Below are 20757 nucleotides of genomic sequence, written 5' to 3'. Positions count from 1 at the left end.
CCGCCGGAATAAATCGGTTGCCCCGGACAGGGTCAGGAAGCGAACCTTGCACGGTTTGGTCCCCCACTGTTCCACGAGATCCACGACGGATCTCCGCTTCCGATCCTTGGGACGTCATGCAGATTCGCGATCTTCCGTACACGGATCCCGGCGATCCCGATGTACGGTCCGGCCCCCGCTTCCTGTTCTGGCTCGGGCGAAGTCAGCTCAACGGCCAGCTCAAGTCCCTCTCCTGGGGGCTGCTCCACCACTGCGCGATCGCCGGCCTCCCCCTCGCGGTCGGCCTGTCGGTGCAGGCCGTCATCGACCGTTCCGGCCGGGACCTCGTGACGGCCGGCGTCCTCCTCGTCGTCCTCGGCGTCCTCATCTCCGTCGGCGACACCATGCTCCACCGGACGGCGGTCACCAACTGGATCACCGCCGCGGCCCGGGTGCAGCAGCTGCTTGCCCGCAGGACGGCGGAGCTGGGATCGGCGCTGACCCGCAGGGTGGCCGCCGGAGAAGTGGTCGCGGTGTCCACCGGCGACGTCGAGAAGATCGGATGGTTCGTCGAGGCGCTGTCGCGCTTCCTGGCCGCCGCGACCGCCCTCGTGCTGATCTGTGTGGGCTTGGTCCTCTACCTGCCCTCGCTGGGCGTGCTGGTCGCGATCGCCACCCCGGTGCTGGCGCTGGCCGTCCTGCCGCTGCTACCCCGGGCCACCCGCCGGGCGGATCTCCAGCGCGAGAAGGCGGGACGCGCCACGGAGCTGGCCTCCGACACGGTCGCCGGGCTGCGGGTGCTGCGCGGCATCGGCGGCGAGGAGCTGTTCCTCGGACGCTACCGGCGTGCCTCCCAGGAGGTCCGTGAGGCCGCCGTGCGCAGTGCCCGGATGTGGTCCCTCATCTCGGCGATCCAGGTGTTCCTGCCGGGAGTTCTGCTGATCTCTCTGGTCTGGTACGGGGCGACGCTCGCCCGGGACGGCCGGATCGACGTCGGTCAGCTGGTCACCGTCTACAGCGCGGCGACCCTGATGCTGTTCCCGCTGCGCAACGTGGAGGAGATCGCCATGGCGTACTCCTTCTCGCGGCCCTCCGCGCAGCGCGCGGTCCGTGTGCTGTCCCTGCGTCGCAGCGTCCGCCCCCCGACGGCGGACGCCGAGGCGCCTCTGGGCGATCTGTACGACCCGGCGACCGGGCTGATGGCGCCGCAGGGCGTGTTCACCGCGGTGGTCTGCGGCGATCCCGACGAGGCCGGGCGGCTGGCGGAACGGCTCGGCGGACACGCCGAGCAGGACGAGGCGTCCCCACCGGTTCCCTCGGTGCTGCTGGGCGGGGTGGCGCTGGACGAGCTGCCGCTCGACACCGCGCGGACCGCGGTGCTCGTGCAGGACAAGGACCCGGTGCTGCTCTCCGGGACACTGCGGGAGCTGCTGGACGTGCCGTCCTCGGGCGAGGTGACGGCCCGGGACGCGCTCGCCGCAGCCCGCTGCGACGACGTGCTCGACGCGCTGGCCCAGGCCTCCGTCGACGCGGACGGCGACCCGATGAACACCCGGATCACCGAGCGCGGCAGGTCTCTGTCGGGCGGTCAGCGCCAGCGGCTCGCCCTGGCCCGTTCCCTGGTCACCGACCCGCAGGTGCTCGTGCTCGACGAGCCGACGTCCGCAGTGGACTCGCACACGGAGGCCAGGGTCGCCGCCGGCATCGAGCAGCTGCGCCGGGGCCGTACGACGGTGGCCTTCGCCTCGTCACCTCTGCTGCTCGACCTCGCCGACCGCGTCGTCCTCGTTCGCGGGGGCACCGTCGTGGCCGCGGGGACACACCGCGGACTGCTTCGGCACGAACCCCTGTACCGGGCCGTCGTGACCCGCGAGACCGAGGAAGAGGCCGTGGAAGCGGCCGCACAGGACGGGCTCGCCACGGTCGACGGTCTCCGGCCGGCCCGTGCGGCCGAGGAAATCGAGGAGCGCGCATGATCGGCCTGGCACCACCGGAGTACGACCCGGCCGCACCGGAGTCGGCGACGACCCTGCCGGTCGGCACGCCGACGACCGTGCGGGCGTACGTGAACGCCCTGCTGCGGCGTCACCGCAGACCCTTCACGGTGCTCGTCGCGGTCAACGCCGTCGCGGTGATCGCGTCGATCACCGGCCCGTACCTGCTCGGCGGACTGGTCGAGGACCTCTCGAACGGGGTCACCGACCTCCACCTGGAGCGCACCGCCGCGGTGTTCGCTCTGGCGCTCGTCGTGCAGACCGTGTTCACCCGGACGATGCGGTTGCGCGGGGCCATGCTCGGCGAGGAGATGCTCGCCGACCTGCGCGAGGACTTCCTCGTACGGTCGGTCGGGCTGCCGCCCGGGGTCCTGGAACGGGCCGGTACCGGGGACCTGCTGTCCAGGATCACGACGGACATCGACCGGCTGGCCAACGCGATGCGTGAGGCCGTTCCGCAGCTGGCGATCGGTGTGGTCTGGGCCGGGCTGCTGCTCGGCGCGCTGACCGTGACCGCCCCGCCGCTGGCACTCGCGGTGCTGATCGCGCTGCCGGTGCTGGTCGTCGGCTGCCGCTGGTACTTCCGGCGTGCGCCCTCCGCTTACCGTTCGGAGGCTGCCGGGTACGCGGCGGTCGCGGCCGCCCTCGCCGAGACCGTGGACGCCGGGCGGACCGTCGAGTCCCACCGGCTGGGGGCCCGGAGGGTCGCCCTCTCGGACCGGCGGGTCGCGGAGTGGACCGCCTGGGAGCGGTACACCCTGTTCCTGCGTTCGGTGCTCTTCCCGGTCATCAACACCACGTACGTGACGATTCTCGGCGCGGTGCTGCTGCTCGGCGGCTGGTTCGTGATGGAGGACTGGATCACCGTCGGGCAGCTGACGACCGGGGCGCTCCTGGCGCAGATGATGGTGGACCCGATCGGTCTGATCCTGCGGTGGTACGACGAGTTGCAGGTGGCCCAGGTGTCCTTGGCCAGGCTCGTCGGCGTACGGGAGATCGAGCCCGACGCGGGGGACGACCTCGTCGGCCCGGACGGCCGGGAGGTGAGGGCCGAGGAGGTGCGCTTCGGCTACCGCGCGGGCGTCGACGTCCTGCACGAGGTGTCGCTGGACGTGGCGCCCGGGACACGGCTGGCACTGGTCGGGCCGTCGGGCGCGGGCAAGTCCACGCTGGGCAGGCTGCTGGCGGGTATCTACGCGCCCCGTGCGGGTTCGGTGTCGCTGGGCGGCGCCGAGCTGTCGCGGATGACGGCGGAGCGGGTGCGGAAGCATGTGGCTCTCGTCAACCAGGAGCACCACGTCTTCGTGGGTTCGCTCCGCGACAACCTCCTGCTCGCCCGTACGGACGCCGAGGACGCGGAGCTGTGGGCCTCACTCGCCGCGGTGGACGCGGACGGCTGGGCCGAGGCCCTCGACGACGGCCTGGACGCGGAGGTCGGCTCGGGCGGTCTGGCCCTCACCCCGGCGCAGGCGCAGCAGATCGCCCTGGCCCGCCTGGTCCTGGCTGACCCGCACACGCTGGTCCTGGACGAGGCGACCTCGCTGCTCGACCCCCGGGCGGCCCGTCATCTGGAGCGTTCGCTGGCGCGGGTGCTGGACGGTCGTACGGTGGTGGCGATCGCCCACCGGCTGCACACCGCGCACGACGCGGACGTGATCGCGGTGGTGGAGGACGGCCGGATCAGCGAACTGGGCAGCCACGACGAGCTGGTGGCCGCGGACGGCGCGTACGCGGCGCTGTGGCGCTCCTGGCACGGCTGAGCGGCGGTTCCCCGCTCCTCCTCCTGTGCGGCGGCCCGCCGGCCGTCGCACAAGAGGCGGACTCCGTCCCCTGCGGTGAGGATGAGGGAGTGACTGGCTCCGGATACGGGGCAGGCGAGCGATGACCGCGTAAGCCCGAGAAGGGACGCACACCGTGGCACGACCCAGGATTCTCGTTGTCGGCGCCGGCTTTGCCGGGGTCGAGTGCGTGCGCCGACTGGAGCGCAGCCTCGCTCCCGGCGAAGCGGACATCGCGCTCGTCACCCCGTTCTCGTACCAGCTCTACCTGCCGTTGCTCCCACAGGTCGCCTCCGGGGTGCTCACCCCCCAGTCGGTCGCCGTGTCCCTGCGCCGCAGTCGGCGCCACCGCACCCGGATCGTGCCCGGCGGGGCCATCGGGGTGGACACGAAGGCGAAGGTCTGTGTGGTCCGGAAGATCACGGACGAGATCGTCAACGAGCCGTACGACTACATCGTGCTGGCCGCCGGCAGCGTCACCCGGACCTTCGACATCCCGGGGCTGGTCGACAACGCACGGGGTATGAAGACCCTGGCGGAGGCCGCCTACATCAGGGACCACGTCATCTCCCAGCTCGATCTGGCCGACGCCAGTCACGACGAGGAGGAACGCGCGTCCCGGCTGCAGTTCGTGGTGGTGGGCGGCGGGTACGCCGGCACGGAGACGGCCGCGTGTCTGCAGCTGCTGACCAGCAACGCCGTCAAGCACTACCCCCGGCTGGATCCCAGGCTGATCAAATGGCATCTGATCGACATCGCGCCGAAACTGATGCCGGAGCTCGGCGACAAGCTCGGTCTCAGCGCCCTGGAGATCCTGCGCAAGCGCGGTATCGAGGTCTCGCTGGGTGTGTCCGTGGCGGAGGCGGGGCCGGACAAGGTGACGTTCACGGACGGCCGGGTGCTGCCGTGCCGCACGCTGATCTGGACCGCGGGGGTCGCGGCGAGTCCGCTGATCGCCACCCTCGACGCCGAGACCGTGCGGGGACGGCTGGCGGTGACCCCGGAGATGAGCCTGCCCGGTGCCGACGGGGTGTTCGCTCTCGGTGACGCGGCCGCGGTACCGGACCTGGCGAAGGGCGACGGGGCGATCTGCCCGCCGACCGCCCAGCACGCCATGCGCCAGGGCCGCAAGCTGGCCGACAACATCATCGCGTCCCTGCGTGGCCGGCCGCTGGAGTCGTACGTCCACAAGGACCTGGGTCTGGTCGTGGACCTCGGCGGCAGGGACGCGGTGTCGAAGCCGCTGGGCATCGAGTTGAAGGGCCTGCCCGCCCAGGCCGCGGCTCGCGGCTACCACTGGGCCGCACTGCGGACCAACGTCGCCAAGACCAGGGTCATGACCAACTGGCTGCTGAACGCGATCGCCGGTGACGATTTCGTGCGGACGGGCTTCCAGGCACGTAAGCAGGCGACCCTGCGCGACTTCGAGTACACCGACGCCTATCTCACGCCGGACGAGATCCGCGCCCACACGGCGGGCGCGGACACCCGCGGCTGAGCCGCTCTTCCCGGCCCCCTCCCCCGGCCCACGCCGTGCGGGCGGGGGCCGGCGTCAGGCGGGGCGAGGAGTCGGGCGACGCCGTGACGGCTCATGCCCGGCGGGACAGGACCGTGCCGACCGTGTCCGCGTCCTCGGCGTTCTTGTCCTCGCGGTAGCGCAGGACGCGGGCGAACCGCAGCGTGACGCCCTCCGGGTAGCGGGTGGAGCTCTGGAGCCCGTCGTAGGCGATCTCCACGACCAGTTCCGGGCGCACCGTCACCACATGCCCGTCGTCGCCGGTGGCCAGTTCCCGGAGACGTTCCGTCTGCCAGCTGAGCATGGTGTCCGTGAGCCCCTTGAAGGTCTTGCCCAGCATCGCGAACGTGCCGTCGTCCCTGCGCGCCCCCAGATGCAGGTTGGAGAGTCTGCCGGTGCGTCTGCCGTGCCCCCATTCGGCAGCCAGCACCACCAGGTCCAGGGTGTGTACGGGCTTCACCTTCAGCCAGGAGGCGCCGCGCCGGCCGGCGCTGTAGGGCGCCGCGGTGCCCTTGACCACGACGCCTTCGTGGCCACGGGCCAGGGTGTCCTCGGAGAACGCCACCGCGGCGGCCCGCCGGGACTCGTCCCCGGGGTCGTCCACGACGAGGCGGCGCACCCGCATCGGCTCGGGGACAAGATCGGCCAGCGCCCGGTGGCGTTCGGTGAGGGGGAGGTCGAGGAGGTCGCGTCCGTCCACGGACAACGCGTCGAAGAAGACGGGGACCACGGGGACGGCGTCAGCCGCGCCGGCGACGTCGCGCCGGGATCCCACCCTGCCGGCGGTCTCCTGGAACGGCCTGGGCCTCCCGCCGGGTCCCAGGGCGATCACCTCGCCGTCGAGGATGAACCGTTCGTCGCGGAAGCCGGTCACCGCTTCCGCGAGCTCGGGGAGCCGGTCGGTGATGTCGTCGAGCGCGCGGGTGTAGACGCGCACCTGCGGTCCGTCCCGGTGCACCTGGACGCGGATGCCGTCGAGCTTCTCCTCGACGACGCAGGGACCGAGCCGGTCGATCGCTTCGACGACGGAGCGGGCGGTGTGGGCGAGCATGGGCTGGACCGGACGGCCGACGGTGAGGCGGAAGGCGGCGAGCGCCGCCGGGCCCTCGGACAGCAGCGTGCGGGCGACGGGCACCGACGAACCGGCGAGCATGACGGCACGCCGTACCTCCGCGCGCTGCGCCCCCGCGGCGTCCGCCAGGGCGTCGACGGCGAGGGAGTCCAGGGCTCCCTGGCGGACCTCTCCGGTGAGCAGCCCGCGCAGGAAGTACTGTTCGTCCGCGGTGGCCGCGCCGAGCAGGCGGGTCAGGCGTTCCCTGCGGGCTGCCTGCGAGCCCGTGCCGCTCAGGGCGCCGATGGCGCTGAGTTCGGCGTCCGTCCCCGCCACGGTCAGCGTGGGTTCGCCGGCGGGGGTGACCGGGACGCGCAGGGTGCTCCACCCGATCCCGAGCCGCCCCTGCGGGAGCCGGCCGGCGAGGTAGGGGATCACGACCGGGACGTCGTCCGGCTCGGCGTCCCGGAAGAGTCCGGCCAGCAGGGCGGTCTTCCGGGTCCGGGCCGAGGTCGCGGCGACCTCCAGGGACACGAGGGCGATCCTGGCGAGCAGCATGCGGCCATCGTGCTACGTCGAGGGGTTCGCCGCCCCCCGGGCGGTTCGAAGGCCGTCAGATGACGTTGAGGGCCGCGGCGGCGCCCACTCCCCCGAGGATCATGAAGACGGGCATCAGCACCTTGATCTCGACCCAGCTGCCGGCCCGGAAGCGCATGAACTTCGGCGGACCGAGGGGGTACCAGCGCTTGCGGCCCATCGGTATGGGCCACAGGATCGGGCAGCCGGAGACCGTGAGCGCGTCACCGATGTCGTGCACGAGGGCGCCGAGGACGATGGGCAGTCCGAGCCACATGTACTCCTGGCCGGGCGCGTCGAACAGCCAGCCGGAGCCGTTGCCGGGCTGGTCCAGCACGCCCGCCAGGATCCATGCGCTGGTGGCGCCGAGCAGCCAGACCAGGACGTCGCTGGAGACGCGGGCCGCGCGCCACAGCAGGCCCTCGACGGCGAGCACGAGGTGGACGAAGAGGATGGCCAGGACCGCCCAGCGGCCGCCGGTGATCGCCGCCACGGAGCAGCCCGCGCCTATCAGCACCGCCCACAGCCACGTATGGGTGAGGGTGCGGTGACCGCCGGTCCTGCGCGGGTCCCCGGCTCCCTTGGTCGCCTTGTAGACGGCGTAGGAGAGCTTGTCGACGACTTCGCAGAGTGTCTTGGAGACGGGGCCGAAGGCGCGCGAGATCGTGGCCGACTTGTGGTCGAGGTCCGGGGCGAGCGCCGCGCCTGCGGTGATCAGGGCCCCGACGACCAGGACGGGCCAGGGCATCGTGTGGCCCGCGGCGGCGGCCGCGGCACCCACCCCCAGCCAGGCTGCCGCCCCTGACAGTGAGTGTGCCGGTCCCATCATGGTTCTTCCCGCCCCCATCGTGATTCGGCCGGGCGTTCCGGCCGGGCCGCCATAGTCTTTGTGATGCGGCCGAGTTGAGTGGGCAGCGTATCGTCCGTGATCTTCAGCGGATGCTCCGGTTCCCTCATCCGGGCAGGAGGCAGGCAAGATGGGGGCGTGACCCTTATCGATCAGCTCCCGCCGACCGCCGACCCGGACGCCCTCTTCGAGGCCTTCTCGTCATGGACCGAATCGCAGGGGATCACCCTCTATCCGGCTCAGGAGGAGGCGCTGATCGAGGTGGTCTCCGGGGCCAACGTGATCCTTTCCACCCCCACGGGCTCCGGAAAGAGCCTGGTCGCCGCAGGGGCGCACTTCACGGCGCTGGCCCAGGACAAGGTCACCTTCTACACCGCCCCGATCAAGGCCCTCGTCTCGGAGAAGTTCTTCGACCTGTGCAAGCTCTTCGGCACGGAGAACGTCGGCATGCTGACCGGCGACGCCTCGGTCAACGCCGACGCCCCGGTCATCGCCTGTACCGCCGAGGTCCTCGCCTCGATCGCGCTGCGGGACGGCAAGTACGCCGACATCGGCCAGGTCGTGATGGACGAGTTCCACTTCTACGCGGAGCAGGACCGCGGCTGGGCCTGGCAGATCCCGATCCTGGAGCTCCCGCAGGCCCAGTTCGTCCTGATGTCGGCGACCCTCGGTGACGTCAAGATGTTCGAGGAGGACCTGACCCGCCGCACCGGCCGCCCCACCTCCGTGGTGCGCTCGGCGACGCGCCCGGTGCCGCTGAGCTACGAGTACCGGCTGACGCCGATCACGGAGACGCTCACCGAACTTCTGGACACCCGGCAGTCGCCCGTCTACATCGTGCACTTCACGCAGGCCGCGGCAGTGGAGCGGGCGCAGTCGCTGATGAGCATCAACATGTGCACGAAGGAGGAGAAGGAGAAGATCGCCGATCTGATCGGCAACTTCCGCTTCACCACCAAGTTCGGGCAGAACCTCTCCCGCTACGTGCGCCACGGGATCGGGGTGCACCACGCGGGGATGCTCCCCAAGTACCGGCGGCTCGTGGAGAAGCTCGCCCAGGCGGGCCTGCTGAAGGTCATCTGCGGGACTGACACGCTGGGCGTCGGCGTCAACGTACCCATCCGCACGGTGCTGTTCACCGCCCTCACGAAGTACGACGGCACCCGGGTGCGCACGCTGCGCGCCCGTGAGTTCCACCAGATCGCGGGCCGCGCCGGCCGGGCCGGCTTCGACACGGCCGGTTTCGTCGTCGCGCAGGCCCCCGAGCACGTCATCGAGAACGAGAAGGCCGTCAAGAAGGCGGGCGACGACCCCAAGAAGAAGCGCAAGGTGGTCCGTAAGAAGGCCCCCGAGGGATTCGTCGCCTGGTCGGAGACCACCTTCGACAAGCTGATCCAGTCCGATCCGGAGCTGCTGACCTCGCGCTTCCGGGTCACCCACACGATGCTGCTCTCGGTGATCGCCCGCCCGGGCAACGCCTTCGAGGCGATGCGGCATCTGCTGGAGGACAACCACGAGCCGCGCCGTGCGCAGCTGAGGCACATCCGCCGCGCCATCGCTATCTACCGGTCGCTGCTCGACGGCGGCGTCGTGGAGCAGCTCGACACGCCCGACGCCGAGGGCCGGATCGTGCGGCTCACGGTCGACCTCCAGCAGGACTTCGCGCTCAACCAGCCGCTGTCCACCTTCGCGCTGGCCTCCTTCGACCTGCTGGACGCCGAATCGCCGTCGTACGCCCTGGACATGGTGTCGGTCGTCGAGTCGACGCTCGACGACCCCCGGCAGATCCTGGCCGCCCAGCAGAACAAGGCGCGGGGTGAGGCCGTCGGGCAGATGAAGGCGGACGGCGTCGAGTACGAGGAGCGGATGGAGCGGCTCCAGGAGGTCACCTATCCCAAGCCGCTGAGCGAGCTGCTCTGGCACGCCTACGACGTGTACCGCACCAGCCACCCGTGGGTCGGTGACCACCCGGTGTCGCCGAAGTCCGTGATCCGGGACATGTACGAACGGGCCATGACCTTCACGGAGTTCACCTCGAACTACGAGCTGGCCCGTACCGAGGGCATCGTCCTGCGGTATCTGGCGAGCGCCTACAAGGCCCTCGAGCACACCATCCCCGACGACCTGAAGTCCGAGGACCTGGAGGACCTGATCGCCTGGCTGGGCGAGATGGTGCGCCAGGTGGACTCCAGTCTGCTGGACGAGTGGGAGCAGCTGGCCAATCCCGAGGTGGAGACGGCCGAGCAGGCGCAGGAGCGGGCCGACGAGGTCAAGCCGGTGACGGCCAACGCCCGCGCCTTCCGGGTGCTGGTGCGCAACGCGATGTTCCGCCGGGTGGAGCTGGCCGCTCTGGACCGGGTCCGTGACCTGGGTGAGCTGGACGCCGACGCGGGCTGGGACGAGGACGCGTGGGGCGAGGCGATGGACGCCTACTGGGACGCGCACGAGGAGCTGGGCACGGGCCCGGACGCGCGCGGCCCGAAGCTGCTGAAGATCGACGAGGACCCCGGGCACGGTCTGTGGCGGGTGTGGCAGGCGTTCGCCGACCCGGCCGGGGACCATGACTGGGGAATTCGTGCGGAGGTCGATCTCGCGGCCTCCGACGAGGAGGGCCGGGCGGTCGTCCGGGTCACGGCCGTGGGCCAGCTGTGACGGCACGCCGGCCAGGAGAGTGGAGAAGAACCGCATGACGAACCCCGCCGACAGCCTGGTCGATCTGCTCGACCTGGAGCGGATCGAGGTCAACATCTTCCGCGGCCGCAGTCCCGAGGAGTCCCTGCAACGGGTCTTCGGCGGGCAGGTCGCGGGCCAGGCGCTGGTGGCCGCCGGCCGTACCACGGACGGCGACCGTCCGGTGCACTCGCTGCACGCGTACTTCCTGCGTCCGGGCCGTCCGGGCGTGCCGATCGTGTACGACGTGGAGCGGGTGCGGGACGGCCGGTCCTTCACCACACGCCGGGTCACGGCCGTGCAGCAGGGCCGGACCATCTTCAATCTCACGGCGTCCTTCCACCGCCCGGAGGAGGCCGGATTCGAGCACCAGCTGCCGCCGGCCGTGTCGTGCCCGACCCGGCCGAGCTGCCGACGGTCGCCGACGAGGTGCGTGAGCACCTGGGCGGCCTGCCGGAGTCGCTGGAGCGGATGGCCCGCCGCCAGCCCTTCGACATCCGCTACGTCGACCGGCTGCGTTGGACGCGGGAGGAGATCAAGGACGCGGACCCCCGCAGCGCGGTGTGGATGCGCGCGGTCGGACCACTGGGTGACGACCCGCTCGTGCACACCTGTGCGCTGACGTACGCCAGCGACATGACGCTGCTGGACGCGGTACGGATCCCCGTCGAGCCGCTGTGGGGACCGCGCGGCTTCGACATGGCCTCGCTGGACCACGCCATGTGGTTCCACCGGCCGTTCCGGGCCGACGAGTGGTTCCTCTACGACCAGGAGTCCCCGATCGCCACGGGCGGCCGGGGACTGGCCAGGGGCCGGATCTACGACCGCCAGGGGCAGTTGCTGGTGTCCGTGGTCCAGGAGGGCCTCTTCCGCCGTCTCGACGGCGCGTAGGCCTGTCCTGGGGGTCAGGTACCGGGCAGCGTGTCCTGGTCGACCTCGTGACGGCGGGTCCGGATGTCCGGGCCCGCCGGATGCAGTTTGGCGTCGCAGGCGGGGCCGAGCCCGGTACGGCGCGATTCCGCGCCGGTGAGGGGCCGCCCGCACAGGGCGCACCGCACCGTGCGGCGGGTCCCACGGCGGCCGGCTTCCGGCTGCGGTGCGGAGAAGAGTTCGGGAAGGGGCTCGGAGGATTCCACGTACGGATCCTCTCAAGCGTGACGGTCATGCTCTCTGCCGGTCGAGCGCCTCGGCGAGGGTCCGGGCGGCCGTGATCCAGCTGGAGCTGCCCCGCGGCGGCGTTGCCCGGTCTCGCGGGGTGCGAGCCGCGGTAGCCCTCCAGGTGCCGGTCGACGACACCCTGCGCGGAAACGAGCGCGCTCGTCCGCAGGTCGCCCATCAGACCGTGCGCCGCCGTGGGAGCGTATCGATCCATGACCGCCCGAACTCTGGCATACCCCCGCGAAAGCCACTGTCCGACAAGCCGCTGCCGCCCGCTTCCCCGGCCCCGCGGGGGCGGCGCGTGGACGTGATCCATGTCCGCGCGGTCAGCCCGCCGGAGCTCACGGAGCGGGTCGAGGAGTTCCTCGCCGGCGATCCGTACGTCCTGAACCTGATCGTGAGCCGTGGCGCCGCGCGCAGCCCCGACGGCGACTCCGTGGCCTGCGACGTGTTGGCGGGAGCCGCCAATGAGGTGCTGCGCGGCTTGCGGGACCTGCGGGTCGACGTCGACGGGTCGCTCGTGATCCAGCCGGTCGACATGGCGTTCCCCGGGCGTGCCTCGGAGGCCGCGAGCCGGCGGCTCGGGGCGCTCACCGGCGCCCCGGTCTGGGAACAGGTGGAGGCACGCATCCGGTCAGGGGGGAGGTACGCGCCGAGCTTCTACCTCTACCTGGTCGTCGCGGGCCTGATCGGCTCGGTCGGCATCGTGACCAACTCCCAGATCCTCATCGTCGGCGCGATGGTCGTCGGCCCCGAGTACGGGGCGATCGTCTCCGTGGCACTGGGCATCGACAGACGCGACGGCGGCATGGCCCACCGAGGGCTGAACGCGCTGTTCAAGGGCTTCCTGCTGACCATCACGGTCACGTTCCTCTTCAGTCTGCTGATCCGCGGGTTCGGCTTCGAGTCGCGGGCCTTCAAGCAGGGGCTGCGCCCCGTCTCCGACCTGATCAACACGCCCAACTTCTTCTCCTTCGCCGTCGCGGCCCTGGCCGGCGTCGTCGGCATCGTGTCGCTCACCGAGGCCCGCACCAGCGCCCTGCTCGGGGTCTTCATCTCGGTGACGACCATCCCGGCGGCCGCGGCCATCAGCGTCTCCACGGCCTTCAGCAGCTGGTCCGAGGCATGGGGTTCCCTGATCCAGCTCCTGGTCAACATCGCGGTGCTGATCACGGTGGGCGCCCTGGCCCTCAGGTCCCAGCGCGCCATCTGGCGGCACGTGGGCCGGAAGCAGGAGGCGCGGAGCGGTTGACGCACCGGAGGCCGCAACGCCTCCCCCGGCCGGCGGGCAGGCGCGGGGCCGCCCGAGCGGCCGGAACGGGGCCGGGCCGGGATGATGGGAGGCAGGGGGCCGCCCGCACGGACCCGCACGCAGTCAGGAGGGCCGCCATGCCCCAGGAACGCATCTCGCCGCTCCGTGCCGTACCCGGCGCGACACCGCAGGAGCGGGCCGCTCTCGGCAAGGCGGCCCGCCGACGTGTCCCCAGGTCCAGCCATCACGCGTACGAGCCGCCGGCCGGGCGTCCGGACCCGCTGGCCCTCCTGGAGGCACAGTCCGCGGCCAGGGTGCCGGAACTCGTCCCGATCCGGTACGGGCGGATGACGGAGTCGCCGTTCCGCTTCTACCGGGGCGCCGCGGCGATCATGGCCTCCGATCTGGCCGGGACTCCGGCCTCGGGGATCAGGGCCCAGCTGTGCGGCGACGCCCACCTGCTGAACTTCAGGCTGCTCGCCTCTCCCGAGCGCCATCTGCTCTTCGACATCAACGACTTCGACGAGACGCTGCCGGGGCCCTGGGAGTGGGACGTCAAGCGGCTGGCCGCCAGCCTCGTCATCGCGGGGCGCGCGAACGGCTTCACGGACAAGGAGCGCGCCCGGATCGTAAGGGCCACAGTGCGGTCGTACCGGGAATCGATGATCCGGTTCGCGGACATGCGCAATCTCGACGTCTGGTACGCGAAGACCGACGAGGAGCGCCTGAGGGCCGTGGCAGCCGGAAAGCTGGCAGCCGCGGGCCGCAGGCGCGTCGCCAGCGCGACGGCGAAGGCCCGTACCAGGGACAGCCTGCAGGCGTTCGCCAAACTCACCGAGGTGACCGACGGGCGGCTCCGCATCGCACCGGACCCGCCTCTGGTCGTGCCGCTCGGGGACCTGCTGCCCGATGCGGAACGGCGTGTGACCGAGGAGCGGTTCCGCAAGCTCCTCCGGGGCTACGCCCGCAGCCTCCCGTCCGACCGGCGTTCCCTGCTCGCGGACTTCCGGCCCGTGGACATGGCCCGCAAGGTCGTGGGCGTGGGAAGTGTCGGTACCCGCTGCTGGATCTTCCTCCTGATGGGCAGGGACGGTGAGGATCCGCTCTTCCTCCAGGCGAAGGAGGCGGACACCTCGGTACTGGCGCCCTTCGCGGGGGCGAGTGCGTACCGGAACCAGGGCGAGCGCGTGGTGGCGGGCCAGCGGCTGATGCAGGCCGCGGGCGACATGTTCCTGGGCTGGGAGCGGGTCGACGGGTTCGACGGGAAGCGCCGGGACTTCTACGTGCGGCAACTGCGCGACTGGAAGGGCATCGCCGCACCGGAGCAGATGGTGCCGCGCGGCATGGCCGCGTTCGGGGAGCTGTGCGGGACGACGCTGGCGCGTGCGCACGCGCGGTCCGGCGACCGCATCGCCATCGCGGCCTATCTCGGCCACGGCGACGTGTTCGACCGGGCGCTGGAGACGTTCGCCGAGCGGTACGCCGACCAGAACGAGAGGGACCACCGGGCGCTCGTCGACGCGGTGGCCGCGGGCCGCCTCCAGGCAGCCGGGGCCGGCGAGAGGTAGGGCCGGGGCACGAAGGCCCTGTATTCATCACTCGCACACAGCGGGTACTTCACGGACATAACCGGACATCGTGGTATCACCGTGTGGACCCCGGCCGACGCCCCGGCGGGACACCACCCCGAGGAGACCATGACCATGTCGGCCGAACCGGTCGGAGCACCCGGCACCGAGACCCCGGATCCGCTCACGGTGATCCGCACCCGGGGATACGCGGTCCTCCTGGTCATGGTGGCGGCCCTCGGCGTCCCCGTCTCCGCCGCGGCGTTCGGCTTCCTGGCGCTCGTCCACGAGCTGGAGGACCTGACCTACGAGGACCTGCCGCACGCTCTGGGTTTCGGGAGCACCCCGTCCTGGTGGCCGGTACCGCTGCTCGCCGTTGCGGGCCTGCTGACCGCGCTGACCATTCGCCACCTCCCGGGGACGGGCGGGCACAGGCCGGCCGAAGGCTTCGTGAACACGGGGGCTCCGACTGCCGCACAGCTGCCGGGCATCGCGCTCGCCGCCCTGACGACCCTCGGGCTCGGTGCGGTCCTCGGCCCGGAGGCACCCCTGATCGCCCTCGGCGGAGGGCTGGCCGTGTGCGCGGCACGGCTGCTGAAACCGGGCATCGCGCCCGGCGCGAGCGCCATGGTCGCGGCGGCGGGCAGCTTCGCCGCCGTCAGCGCCCTGCTGGGCTCGCCGCTCCTCGGCGCCTTCCTGCTGATGGAGGCGTCCGGCCTCGCCGGGATGACGCTCGGCCTGGTACTCGTGCCGGGACTGCTCGCCTCCGGCATCGGATCACTCATCTTCATCGGCCTGGGGTCGTGGACGGGTCTGGGTACGTATTCCCTCACCCTCCCCCATGTGCCGCACACGCCCCAGCCCACCGTCGCCGAGTTCGGCTGGGCCGTCGTCCTGGGTGTTGCCGCGGCCCTCGCGGGCACGGGCGTCAAGAGGCTTTCCCTGTCCTTGCAGGAGTGGGTCGAGCAGCGGCGGGTGATCGCGACCGTGGCGATGGGCCTCACCGTCGGCGTCCTCGCACTCCTCTACGCCGAGAGCACGGGCAGGAACGCGTCCGAGGTGCTGTACTCCGGCCAGAGCGCCCTCGGCGGCCTGCTCGCCGAGGACGCCACGTACGCGGTCGGGTCACTCCTCGTGCTGATCGTCTGCAAGGCACTGGCCTACGCGGCGTCCCTGAGCGCCTTCAGGGGCGGCCCCATCTTCCCGTCGATGTTCCTGGGAGCGGCGGGCGGGCTGGCGCTGTCGCACCTGCCCGGCCTGAACGCCACCTCGGGTTTCGCCATGGGCATCGGAGCCATGTGCGTGGCCATGCTCAGACTGCCGATGACATCGGTGCTCTTGGCCACGCTGCTGCTGGGATCCGAGGGCATCACCGTCATGCCGCTCGTGATCGTCTCCGTGGTGGTCTCCTACGTGCTGGTGCTCAGGCTCGAGCGTCCTTCTGCGGCGAACACAGCGCCCAGATGACGAAGATGTTGATCGCGATGAGCACGATCGACCAGAACGGGTAGTACGGGAGCCACAGGAAGTTGGCGACGACCAGGAGCCCCGCCAGCACGACCCCTACCGCGCGCGCCCAGAGGGCCCCGGTGAAGAGCGCGCAGCCCGCGAGGACGACGACGATCCCCAGGATGAGGTGCACCCAGCCCCAGCCCGTCAGGCTGAACTTGAAGACGTAGTTGCTCGTGGTGACGAACAGGTCGTCCTTGGCGATGGCGGCGATGCCCTCGAGGATCGCCATCGCCCCACCGAAGATCATCATCACTGCCGCGAAGACGGTCCAGCCGGACGCGGCGGCTCCGCGCCCTCCGGCGGTGTCGTGATGCGTACGCGACCCACTCACACTTCCAGCCATGTCGGCCTCCTCGGTTGTGCAGCCGATGCGCGACACCGCGTGTCGGCAGTGCGGCTTATGCGCCTTTTATCAGACTTACACGCTGCCATCCGGACGGCATGCGGATCATCAGTTCCTCTCCATGCTGAGATATGGTCCCGGATATGAGAGACGAGGCCGATCCGCAGTCCGTCGACGCCCGGCTCGCGGCGCGCCTGGGACTGCTGCGCACCGAGCACGGCTGGTCGCTCGACGAGCTCTCCCGACGCACCGGCGTCAGCCGCTCGACGCTGTCGCGGCTGGAGCGGGGCGAGCTGAGCCCCACGACCACGGTGCTGGGACAGCTGTGCACGGTCTACGGCAGGACGATGTCGAACCTGCTGATGGAGGTGGAGGCGGAGCCACCGCAGCTGGTGCCCCTCGTACGGCAACAGGTGTGGCGGGACGAGCGGTCCGGATTCACGCGCCGCTCCGTCTCACCGCCGCACACCGGCCTGCGCGCCGAGATCATCGAGGGCACACTCGACGCGGGCGCGGACGTCTCGTACGAGAACGCGCCGGTACCCGGCGTGGAACAGCACATCTGGGTACTCGAAGGCACGGTCGAGATCACCGTCGACGGCACGGTGCACACCGTGCGCGAGGGCGACTGCCTGCGCTTCCGGCTGCGCGGCCCCTCGCACTTCCGCTGTCCGGGCCCGCAGCGGGTCCGCTACGCACTGATGGTTGTTCTGCCGTGAACGTGAAAGGACCCGCCTCATGACCGAGATCGTCCCCGTGTCCGGACCCGAACTGGTCACGTACGCCGATGAACTCGCCGCACTGATGATCGAGGCCGTGGAGGACGGCGCCTCCGTCGGCTTCCTCCTCCCGCTGGACCGGGAGGCGGCCGCCGTCTGGTGGCGCGAGCGGGCCGCCGCGGTCGAGGCGGGGAGCCAGCGGGTCTGGATCGCCCGGGACGACGAACGGGTCGCCGGCACGATCGGTCTGACCAGGGCTGCCCTGCCGAACGCCCGCCACCGCGCGGAGGTCGCCAAGCTCATGGTCAGGCCCTCGGCCCGCGGCAGGGGAATCGGCCGGGCCCTGCTCACGGCCGTCGAGCGGTCGGCGGCCGAGGAGGGGCTGTCCCTGCTGGTCCTGGACAGCGAGACGGGAAGCGACGCGGAACGCCTCTACCGCTCGGCGGGCTGGACACCGTGCGGCTCCGTCCCTGCCTACGCGGCGGACCCGTACGGCACGCTCCGGGGTACCACGTTCTACTACCGTTCCCTCGACCGGCCGGAAAACTCCGGGCGGTGAGCGTCACAATGGGGGCGACGCCCCACCACCGAGGAGATCTCGAATGACGCTGCACGACATCCCGCTCCGGACACTCGACGGCGAGCCGACCACGCTGGGGGCCTACGCGGGCTCTGCGGTCCTGCTGGTGAACGTCGCCTCCAAGTGCGGGCTCACCCCGCAGTACGCCGGACTGGAGAAGCTCCAGAAGGCGTACGCGGACCGCGGGTTCACCGTCCTCGGCGTGCCCTGCAACCAGTTCGCGGGTCAGGAACCGGGCACCGCGGACGAGATCCGGACGTTCTGCTCGACGACGTACGGGGTCAGCTTCCCGCTGCTGGAGAAGATCGACGTCAACGGCGAGGGCCGGCACCCGCTCTACACGGAGCTGACGAAGCTCGGCGACGCGGAGGGCGCCGCCGGCGACGTCCAGTGGAACTTCGAGAAGTTCCTGATCTCCCCGGCCGGAGAGCCCGTCGCCCGGATCCGCCCGCGCACCGAGCCGGACGCACCCGAACTGGTGGCGGCCATCGAGGCGCAGCTGCCGCGCTAGCGGGACGGCAGCACGCGGGGCCGGACCGGCGTACGGCCCGGCCCCGCGGCACGCGACTAGCGGATGGGCATACCCGACAGGGTGCGGGCGATCACCAGGCGCTGGATCTCGCTCGTGCCCTCGAAGATGGTGTAGATCGCGGCGTCCCGGTGCATGCGCTCGACCGGGTACTCACGGGTGAACCCGTTGCCGCCGAGGATCTGTACGGCCTGGGCGGTGACCGACTTCGCCGTCTCGCTCGCGTAGAGCTTCGACATGGAGCCCTCGGCCGCGGTGAACGGCTTGCCGGCGCTCGCCATCCAGGAGGCACGCCAGACGAGCAGACGCGCCGCGTCGATCTGGGTCCGCATGTCGGCGAGCTGGAAGGCGACACCCTGGTTGTCGATGATCGGGCGGCCGAACTGGGTGCGGGTCTTCGCGTAGTCGAGCGCGACCTCGTAGGCGGCGCGGGCGGTGCCGACGGCCATGGCCCCGACAGCCGGACGGGAGGCCTCGAAGGTGGCCATCGCCGCGTTCTTGACCCGCTCGCCGCCGGACCTGGCGCGCTCACGGGCCCGGGCGAGGCGCTCGTCCAGCTTCTCCTTGCCGCCGAGCAGGCAGTGACCGGGGACGCGGACGTCCTCCAGGACGACCTCGGCCGTGTGCGAGGCTCGGATGCCGTGCTTCTTGAACTTCTGCCCCTGCGAGAGACCGGGGGTGGCCGGCGGGACGATGAAGGAGGCGTGGCCCTTCGAGCCGAGCTCCGGGTCCACGACCGCGACGACGACGTGGACGTTGGCGATGCCGCCGTTCGTCGCCCAGGTCTTGGTGCCGTTGAGCACCCACTCGTCCTTGGCCTCGTCGTAGACCGCACGGGTACGCATCGAGGCGACGTCCGAGCCCGCGTCCGGCTCCGAGGAGCAGAAGGCGGCGACCTTCACGTCGGCGGCGTCGCCGTACATCTGGGGGATCCAGGTGCCGATCTGCTCCTCGGTACCGTTGGCGAGGACACCGACCGCCGCCAGGCCCGTACCGACGATCGACAGGGCGATGCCCGCGTCACCCCAGAAGAGCTCCTCCATGGCCATGGGGATGCCGAGGCCCGTGGGGTCGAAGAACTGCTGGGCGTAGAAGTCCAGGGAGTAGATGCCCACCTTGGCGGCCTCCTGGATGACCGGCCAGGGCGTTTCCTCACGCTCGTCCCACTCCGAAGCGGCCGGCCGGATCACCTCGGCGGCGAATCCGTGCAGCCAGTCACGGACCTGCTTCTGGTCGTCGTTGAGCTCGAGCGTGAACTCGGCCATGTTCCCTCCATGCACTTCCGGATAACCCCGTTACTATCGGTAACAACAGTCTGTTACCAGCAAGTAGCCCCTGTCAACCGGACAGCGACGGATCCGCGGGTGGCGGACCAGGGTGTTACGTTGCCCGGGCGTGACGAGATCGCAGGACAGCCGGGTGGGGCGGGAGAGACAACATGGAGACCACACGAGGGGCCGGACGGCAGCGGACAGCGGCGGAACGCCGCCGCCGGGAGCTGCTCGAAGCCGCGGACCGGGTGGTGCTCAGGGACGGCCCGCAGGCGTCCATGAACGCGATCGCCGCGGAGGCCGGGATCACCAAGCCCATCCTCTACCGGCACTTCGGCGACAAGGGCGGCCTCTACCGCGCGCTCGCCAAGAGACACACCGACGCCCTGCTGAGCGCCCTGCGGGCCGCCCTGGACGCCCCCTCCGAGCGCCGCGAACGGGTCGAGGCGACCCTGGACACCTACCTCGCGGCGATCGAGGCACGCCCGCAGGTCTACCGCTTCCTGATGCATCCGTCGGACGACGCGGCACCCTCGCCCGAGCAGGGCTTCGACGTCGGCCGCCACTCCGCACCGCTGCTCCGCCGCCTGGGCGAGGAACTGGGCAAGGTGATCGTGGAGCGGGTCGATCTCGGCCCGGAGAGCGAGCAGATGGCGCGCATCTGGGGCCACGGCATCGTCGGCATGATGCACGCGGCCGGTGACTGGTGGCTGGGCGACCGGCCGTGCTCGCGCGAGCAGCTGGTGCGCAGCCTCGCCGACCTGCTGTGGGGCAGGCTCGCCGACGCGGGCGACCTGCCGGGCGGCCAGGGATTCTGAGGGCGGCCCCGCCCGCCGGGTCAGCCGGCGGGCGCCGTACGGGCCCACGGCGCCCGCCGGGCCGCGCGCAGCGCCCTGGAACGGCGCAGTCCGGTCAGCCGGTCGGTGTACACCCGGCCGTCGAGGTGGTCGCACTCGTGCTGGAGACAGCGGGCGAACCAGCCGGTGCCGGTGATCCGCACCGGCTCCCCCGCGATGGTCCGGCCCTCGACCACCGCACGGTCGAAGCGCGGGGTTCCGGCCTCGATCCCCGGGAGCGAGAGACAGCCCTCCGGCCCGCGTACGGTGTCCCCGTCCGCCTCGATCAGTACCGGGTTGACGAGATGGCCCAGGTGCCGGACCTCGTCGTCGTCCGGACAGTCGTATACGAACACCCTGAGCGGTACGCCGATCTGGTTCGCGGCGAGCCCCACACCGTTCGCGGCGTACATGGTGGCGAACATGTCCTCCACCAGCCGGGCGAGGGACGGGCCGAAGTCGGTGACGTCGTCGCACGGGCTGTGGAGCACCGGGGCGCCGAGCAGACTCATGGCTCGAACGCGTCCGGTACTGCCGGGGATCGGGCGGTTTCGCATGCCCGGAAGCGTACGTTGCAC

General features: G+C 71.3%; 17 protein-coding genes and 1 pseudogene. 12 read left to right on the top strand and 6 right to left on the bottom strand.

The genetic code is table 11. The features are described from left to right. Positions 1–116 precede the first annotated feature (116 nt). From P8A20_RS32720 to P8A20_RS32710, 3 genes are all read left to right on the top strand, one after another. Positions 117–1955 carry an ABC transporter transmembrane domain-containing protein gene (locus P8A20_RS32720; protein ID WP_147962597.1) on the top strand — a complete coding sequence of 613 codons (1839 nt, stop codon included), beginning with the start codon at positions 117–119 and terminating at the stop codon, positions 1953–1955. Then, positions 1952–3733, top strand: coding sequence for an ABC transporter ATP-binding protein (locus tag P8A20_RS32715; RefSeq protein ID WP_147962596.1), 1782 nt, complete (start codon positions 1952–1954; stop codon positions 3731–3733). Before P8A20_RS32720 ends, P8A20_RS32715 begins: the two co-directional genes overlap by 4 nt. 154 nt (positions 3734–3887) lie before the next feature. After that, entirely contained in the window at positions 3888–5249 is a 1362-nt protein-coding gene (locus tag P8A20_RS32710; protein WP_147962595.1) for an NAD(P)/FAD-dependent oxidoreductase, read from the top strand. Between the two features lie 91 nt (positions 5250–5340). Here the strand turns inward: P8A20_RS32710 and P8A20_RS32705 are convergent, their stop codons facing one another. After that, entirely contained in the window at positions 5341–6876 is a 1536-nt protein-coding gene (locus P8A20_RS32705; RefSeq protein ID WP_147962594.1) for an ATP-dependent DNA ligase, read from the bottom strand. A gap of 55 nt (positions 6877–6931) precedes the next feature. Beyond that, on the bottom strand, positions 6932–7723 hold the full coding sequence (locus tag P8A20_RS32700) for a metal-dependent hydrolase (RefSeq protein ID WP_147962593.1): 792 nt from the start codon (positions 7721–7723) through the stop codon (positions 6932–6934). Between the two features lie 156 nt (positions 7724–7879). On the opposite strand from P8A20_RS32700, the gene P8A20_RS32695 reads away from it, so the two are divergent. Next, the gene (locus P8A20_RS32695; RefSeq protein ID WP_306104793.1) at positions 7880–10393 is read left to right on the top strand and encodes a DEAD/DEAH box helicase; all 2514 of its coding nucleotides are present in this window, start codon (positions 7880–7882) and stop codon (positions 10391–10393) included. Positions 10394–10427: 34 nt separating this feature from the next. Next, positions 10428–11302: pseudogene (locus tag P8A20_RS32690) on the top strand (acyl-CoA thioesterase). A 14-nt stretch (positions 11303–11316) separates the two neighbouring features. On the opposite strand, the gene P8A20_RS32685 reads toward P8A20_RS32690, so the two are convergent. Continuing rightward, on the bottom strand, positions 11317–11547 hold the full coding sequence (locus P8A20_RS32685) for a DUF6011 domain-containing protein (protein WP_147962590.1): 231 nt from the start codon (positions 11545–11547) through the stop codon (positions 11317–11319). A 323-nt stretch (positions 11548–11870) separates the two neighbouring features. Between P8A20_RS32685 and P8A20_RS32680 the strand changes: the two genes are divergently transcribed. From P8A20_RS32680 to P8A20_RS32670, 3 genes are all read left to right on the top strand, one after another. Beyond that, positions 11871–12821: a DUF389 domain-containing protein gene (locus P8A20_RS32680; protein ID WP_306104792.1), complete on the top strand. Its 951-nt coding sequence runs from the start codon at positions 11871–11873 to the stop codon at positions 12819–12821. 137 nt (positions 12822–12958) lie between these two features. Further along, the gene (locus tag P8A20_RS32675) at positions 12959–14389 is read left to right on the top strand and encodes a DUF2252 domain-containing protein (protein WP_147962588.1); all 1431 of its coding nucleotides are present in this window, start codon (positions 12959–12961) and stop codon (positions 14387–14389) included. 135 nt (positions 14390–14524) lie between these two features. After that, complete coding sequence (locus tag P8A20_RS32670) at positions 14525–15856, top strand: chloride channel protein (RefSeq protein ID WP_147962587.1); 1332 nt, start codon at positions 14525–14527, stop codon at positions 15854–15856. Here the strand turns inward: P8A20_RS32670 and P8A20_RS32665 are convergent. Then, positions 15813–16244, bottom strand: a complete 432-nt coding sequence (locus P8A20_RS32665; RefSeq protein ID WP_147962586.1) for a DUF7144 family membrane protein — start codon at positions 16242–16244, stop codon at positions 15813–15815. The genes P8A20_RS32670 and P8A20_RS32665 overlap by 44 nt on opposite strands. Before the next feature lie 143 nt (positions 16245–16387). On the opposite strand from P8A20_RS32665, the gene P8A20_RS32660 reads away from it, so the two are divergent. The 3 genes from P8A20_RS32660 to P8A20_RS32650 are packed head-to-tail and all read left to right on the top strand — an operon-like array spanning position 16388 to position 18054. Beyond that, positions 16388–16963 carry a helix-turn-helix domain-containing protein gene (locus P8A20_RS32660; RefSeq protein ID WP_306104791.1) on the top strand — a complete coding sequence of 192 codons (576 nt, stop codon included), beginning with the start codon at positions 16388–16390 and terminating at the stop codon, positions 16961–16963. A gap of 19 nt (positions 16964–16982) precedes the next feature. Further along, positions 16983–17522 carry a GNAT family N-acetyltransferase gene (locus tag P8A20_RS32655; protein ID WP_147962584.1) on the top strand — a complete coding sequence of 180 codons (540 nt, stop codon included), beginning with the start codon at positions 16983–16985 and terminating at the stop codon, positions 17520–17522. Positions 17523–17565: 43 nt separating this feature from the next. Next, positions 17566–18054 carry a glutathione peroxidase gene (locus tag P8A20_RS32650; RefSeq protein ID WP_147962583.1) on the top strand — a complete coding sequence of 163 codons (489 nt, stop codon included), beginning with the start codon at positions 17566–17568 and terminating at the stop codon, positions 18052–18054. 56 nt (positions 18055–18110) lie between these two features. Here P8A20_RS32650 and P8A20_RS32645 read toward each other — a convergent pair whose 3' ends face one another. After that, positions 18111–19337 (bottom strand): acyl-CoA dehydrogenase family protein, encoded by a 1227-nt coding sequence (locus P8A20_RS32645; RefSeq protein ID WP_147962582.1) that lies wholly within the window; start codon positions 19335–19337, stop codon positions 18111–18113. Between the two features lie 173 nt (positions 19338–19510). Here P8A20_RS32645 and P8A20_RS32640 point away from each other — a divergent pair, with 173 nt between their 5' ends. Further along, positions 19511–20161, top strand: coding sequence for a TetR/AcrR family transcriptional regulator (locus tag P8A20_RS32640; RefSeq protein WP_147962581.1), 651 nt, complete (start codon positions 19511–19513; stop codon positions 20159–20161). A gap of 20 nt (positions 20162–20181) precedes the next feature. Here the strand turns inward: P8A20_RS32640 and def are convergent, their stop codons facing one another. Beyond that, a complete protein-coding gene (def, locus tag P8A20_RS32635; RefSeq protein ID WP_147962580.1) occupies positions 20182–20736 on the bottom strand; it encodes a peptide deformylase in 555 nt (184 codons plus the stop codon). Positions 20737–20757: the final 21 nt, after the last annotated feature.

The organism is Streptomyces sp. Alt3, assembly GCF_030719215.1.
Classification (GTDB): Bacteria; Actinomycetota; Actinomycetes; order Streptomycetales; family Streptomycetaceae; genus Streptomyces; species Streptomyces glycanivorans.
This window is presented reverse-complemented; position numbering and strand designations above follow the sequence as displayed.

Coding starts and splice junctions, on each gene's coding strand:
- P8A20_RS32720 (WP_147962597.1), top strand. CDS start 117: ATGCAGATTCGCGATCTTCCGTACACGGATCCCGGCGATCCCGATGTA.
- P8A20_RS32715 (WP_147962596.1), top strand. CDS start 1,952: ATGATCGGCCTGGCACCACCGGAGTACGACCCGGCCGCACCGGAGTCG.
- P8A20_RS32705 (WP_147962594.1), bottom strand. CDS start 6,876: ATGCTGCTCGCCAGGATCGCCCTCGTGTCCCTGGAGGTCGCCGCGACC.
- P8A20_RS32700 (WP_147962593.1), bottom strand. CDS start 7,723: ATGATGGGACCGGCACACTCACTGTCAGGGGCGGCAGCCTGGCTGGGG.
- P8A20_RS32675 (WP_147962588.1), top strand. CDS start 12,959: ATGCCCCAGGAACGCATCTCGCCGCTCCGTGCCGTACCCGGCGCGACA.
- P8A20_RS32670 (WP_147962587.1), top strand. CDS start 14,525: ATGTCGGCCGAACCGGTCGGAGCACCCGGCACCGAGACCCCGGATCCG.
- P8A20_RS32665 (WP_147962586.1), bottom strand. CDS start 16,244: ATGGCTGGAAGTGTGAGTGGGTCGCGTACGCATCACGACACCGCCGGA.
- P8A20_RS32660 (WP_306104791.1), top strand. CDS start 16,388: ATGAGAGACGAGGCCGATCCGCAGTCCGTCGACGCCCGGCTCGCGGCG.
- P8A20_RS32655 (WP_147962584.1), top strand. CDS start 16,983: ATGACCGAGATCGTCCCCGTGTCCGGACCCGAACTGGTCACGTACGCC.
- P8A20_RS32650 (WP_147962583.1), top strand. CDS start 17,566: ATGACGCTGCACGACATCCCGCTCCGGACACTCGACGGCGAGCCGACC.
- P8A20_RS32645 (WP_147962582.1), bottom strand. CDS start 19,337: ATGGCCGAGTTCACGCTCGAGCTCAACGACGACCAGAAGCAGGTCCGT.
- P8A20_RS32640 (WP_147962581.1), top strand. CDS start 19,511: ATGGAGACCACACGAGGGGCCGGACGGCAGCGGACAGCGGCGGAACGC.
- def (WP_147962580.1), bottom strand. CDS start 20,736: ATGCGAAACCGCCCGATCCCCGGCAGTACCGGACGCGTTCGAGCCATG.